4 protein-coding genes are annotated in these 3,563 nt (G+C 63.7%); 1 reads left to right on the top strand and 3 read right to left on the bottom strand.

Features of this window, described 5'->3' with window-relative positions; genetic code table 11:
• Positions 1 to 175: 175 nt before the first annotated feature.
• The 3 genes from ENZ74_RS25830 to ENZ74_RS25820 form a co-directional block, all read right to left on the bottom strand.
• The gene (locus tag ENZ74_RS25830) at positions 176 to 574 is read right to left on the bottom strand and encodes a hypothetical protein (RefSeq protein WP_013529672.1); all 399 of its coding nucleotides are present in this window, start codon (positions 572 to 574) and stop codon (positions 176 to 178) included.
• Between the two features lie 97 nt (positions 575 to 671).
• Positions 672 to 1,709, bottom strand: a complete 1,038-nt coding sequence (locus ENZ74_RS25825) for a zinc-binding dehydrogenase (RefSeq protein ID WP_013529671.1) — start codon at positions 1,707 to 1,709, stop codon at positions 672 to 674.
• A 53-nt stretch (positions 1,710 to 1,762) separates the two neighbouring features.
• Positions 1,763 to 3,004, bottom strand: coding sequence for an acyl-CoA dehydrogenase family protein (locus tag ENZ74_RS25820; RefSeq protein WP_063168968.1), 1,242 nt, complete (start codon positions 3,002 to 3,004; stop codon positions 1,763 to 1,765).
• Between the two features lie 113 nt (positions 3,005 to 3,117).
• On the opposite strand from ENZ74_RS25820, the gene ENZ74_RS25815 reads away from it, so the two are divergent.
• A partial coding sequence (locus ENZ74_RS25815) for an SDR family NAD(P)-dependent oxidoreductase (RefSeq protein ID WP_127313074.1) occupies positions 3,118 to 3,563 on the top strand: 446 nt, incomplete at its 3' end.

The raw sequence follows: 3,563 nt of genomic DNA, 5'->3' as shown, positions 1-3,563 counted from the left end.
GCTCCACACAATCCCGGAACTGGATCAGTCCAGCCTGTCCCGGCATTCGATGGCGGCGGCATATCACGGACGAAGTGGCGTGGCATAGGGGGCTGACGAACGTCAGGGCCGCACCTCCTTCGCCTCGAATATGCGTTCCCACCTTCATGGCTGCCGTCCGAGGCTGGCGACCTGACTAATCGTCAGTGAATTCGGGCAAACGAAAATAGGGGTTGCGCGGATCAAAGGGATATTTCGGCTCGCCCTTACCAGCAAGAACAGCCCCCGGAATCAGCACGCCTTTCGGCCCGAACTGATAGTCGATGCCGGCACAGAGGTGAGCGAGATCCTGGTAGTTGAAACTGCGCAACGCACTGCCACCTTCAAATGCAGCTGTTTTGAGTTGCTCAGGCATGAGCGGCCCGATCATCCTGTCGCGATAGGCTTTGATCTTGGCCTTGTTGAGTCTGGAGGCCTGACATTCGGCGCCGACGACCCGCGCCAGCATGATGTTCCTGACCGCAGTCCCGGCAGGATCATCCAGCGGGGCCGAATATTTCTTGAGAAAGTAATTCGTACCGGGATCGTTCGTCATCGCCTTGCGCCAAAACGGCGGGAACTTTTCGGCAGCCTGTTCTCACAAGCAGCCCCTTTTTTGCAGTAACTGGACTTCGCTCGCCAGCCATTTTCGTTCAAGGCCGGATGAACACCTTGCCGTTGGGTTTGGCCAGTTCGGCTGGCAGCCGCGCCATTGCTTCGGCAAGCGGCACCACCGCCGTCACGTCGGTCGACCAGCGCCCATCGGAAAAACGCTTCTGCGCTTCCAGGATCGCCGGGCCGCGACGGTCGCGGAACTGGCGCATCCACTCACTCAGCCAAAACCCTTCGATATGCTTGTGCTGGAAGATCAGTTGGCCGGGCTCGCGGATAACGGTGGCTTCGGGATCGAGCCGCCCATAAATGATCCAGCGCGACCGCTTCGGCATGACGTCGAAGATGGCGGAGGCAAGCGGCCCGGTTACCGCGTCAAGGAAGATGCGCGGCTGTTCGGCCTTCATCACCTCGCGCAGCGCCGCCTTGAAATCCGGCGCCCTTTCATTGAGCACGTGCGCCGCGCCAAGCGCATTCAGAGCCGCGATCTGGTCGTCGCGGCGCACGGTGACGATCGGCCGGAAACCCTCTTCGCTGGCCAGGCCGATGATCAGCTTGCAGAGCTGGCTGGCGCCGGCGGTCATGACGAAGGCCTTCTCGCCTTCCTCCTTGACGATGTCGAACATGGCGAGCGCCGTGAGCGGGTTGACGATCATCGCCGCACCGTCCTCGTCGCGAACGGTGTCGAGCAGCGGGATGCAGGCAGCCGCCTCGGCGACGGCATAGTCGGCCCACGAGCCCCAGTTGGTGACGCCGGTGGCAAAGGCCACGCGCTTGCCGATCAGGCTTTTGGGATAGGGCTCGTCCCCGCTGGCGACGACAATGCCGACACCCTCGAAACCGGCCGGCTGGCCCTTGGCACGCGGCTGGCCGTACTGGCCCTTGACGAAGGCGACATCGGACGGATTGATCGAGGCGAGGCTGACCTTGATCAGCACCTGGCTGGGGCCCGGTGTCGGCACCGCGATGCTGCCCGGCTCGAGATAGGGCTCCATCGCCTCCAGCACACTGCCGCTCCGCGTCCTGGTGTAGCCATCGCCGACAAGCAGCAGCGCCTTCATTTCGGATGGGACGGTCATCGGAACACTCCTCGCTCGAGCCTCGAGTCGCGCCCGCATGACGATGCCGGCGCTCAAACCTTCTCCTGCGTGTATTTCCTCAACTCCGTCCGCGCCACCTGACGGCGATGCACGGCGTCCGGCCCGTCGGCAAGGCGCAAGGTCCGCAGATGCGTCCACGACCGCGCCAGCGGTGTGTCCTGGCTGATGCCTTGCGCGCCGAACATCTGCACCGCCTCGTCGGTGACCTTGAGCGCGACGCGCGGTGCGACCACCTTGATCTGGCTGATCCAGGGAGCAGCGGCCCGCGCATCGCCCTGGTCGATCATCCACGCCGCCTTGAGGCAGAGCAGCCGCGCCATCTCGATCTCCATGCGGCATTCGGCGATGATGTCGAAATTGGCGCCGAGCTTTGCCAGCTTCTGGCCGAAGGCCTCGCGGCGCACGGAACGCTGGCACAGCATCTCGAGCGCCATCTCGGCCTGTCCGATGGCGCGCATGCAGTGGTGGATGCGGCCGGGACCGAGCCGCCCTTGCGCGATCTCGAACCCCCTGCCCTCGCCGAGGATCAGGTTCGACGCCGGTACGCGCACATTGTCGAAGCGAAGATGCATGTGGCCATGCGGCGCGTCGTCATCGCCATAGACCTGCATGGCCCGCACCTTGGTCACGCCTTTGGTGTCTGATGGCACCAGGATCATCGAATGGCGGCGGTGCTGCGGCTCGTCATCGCCCCCGGTCCTGACCATGACGATGTAGATGGCGCAGCGCGGATCGCCGGCGCCCGAAGCCCACCATTTCTCGCCATTGAGCACATAGTCGCCGCCGTGGCGTTCACAACGCATGGCAATGTTGGTGGCATCGGATGAAGCGACATCCGGCTCGGTCATCAGATAGGCCGAGCGGATATTGCCGTCGAGCAGCGGTTCCAGCCATGCTTTCTTGTGGTCGGCCGAGCCGTATCGCTCCAGCACCTCCATGTTGCCGGTGTCGGGCGCCGAGCAGTTGAAGGTCTCGGCGCCGAGATGCGCCTTGCCCATCTCTTCGGCCAGATAGGCGTATTCGACAGTGGAAAGGCCATAGCCGCGTTCCGAGCCGGTCAGCCAGAAATTCCACAGGCCGCGCTCTCTTGCGGTCTTCTTCAGCCCTTCGAGGATCTCGCTCTGACGCGCACTGTAGACCCAGCGGCTGCCTGCCTTGCCCACTTCGCTGAGGAATTCATGGTCGAGCGGCATGATCTCGTCGCGCACCATGGCCGCGACGCGCGCGTGGATTGGCTTCAGCCGCTCGGTCATGCCGAGATTCATCTCCGTCATCGGTCGCTAACCCTTCATACACGCCAGGCATTTTGTCAGTGGCAAGGATGACCGTACTTCGGATAGCCTTGTCAACGAACTGTTTGCCCGCATGCCGAGCGCGGAGAATTGTGATGAGCTATCTGGACGAACTGTTTTCGGTGGCCGGCAAGACCGCGCTGGTGACGGGTGCGGCGACCGGCATCGGCCGCATGGCGGCGACCGCGCTGGTCAGGGCCGGCGCCAGCGTGATGATCGCGTCGCGCAAGGGCGAGGATTGTATCAAGGTCGCCGAAGAGTTGAACCAGCTTGGTGCACCGGGCCGGGCCGACGGCTTCGTCGGCGACGTTTCCAGCGAAGCCGGCATCGCCGCACTCGTCGCCGAGGTCAAATCGCGCACCGAACGGCTGAACATTCTGGTCAACAACGCCGGCGTCTCCTGGGGCGCGCCGCTGGAAAGCTTCCCCTATTCGGCATGGGCCAAGGTGTTTGGCGTCAACGTCACCGCGGTCTTCCATCTGACGCGCGAATTGCTGCGGCTGCTCGATGCCGCCGCCAGCGACGCCGATCCGGCCAGGGT

It is taken from the genome of Mesorhizobium sp. M7A.F.Ca.CA.002.15.2.1 (assembly GCF_003998715.1).
In the GTDB taxonomy this organism is placed as follows: Bacteria; Pseudomonadota; Alphaproteobacteria; order Rhizobiales; family Rhizobiaceae; genus Mesorhizobium; species Mesorhizobium ciceri.
Note: the sequence above shows the minus strand (reverse complement) of the source record. Positions and strands in the feature narration are given on the sequence as shown.

What these genes read in the sequence shown, in the direction of transcription:
- ENZ74_RS25830 (WP_013529672.1), bottom strand. Translation starts at nt 574, where the DNA reads ATGACGAACGATCCCGGTACGAATTACTTTCTCAAGAAATATTCGGCC.
- ENZ74_RS25825 (WP_013529671.1), bottom strand. Translation starts at nt 1,709, where the DNA reads ATGACCGTCCCATCCGAAATGAAGGCGCTGCTGCTTGTCGGCGATGGC.
- ENZ74_RS25820 (WP_063168968.1), bottom strand. Translation starts at nt 3,004, where the DNA reads ATGACGGAGATGAATCTCGGCATGACCGAGCGGCTGAAGCCAATCCAC.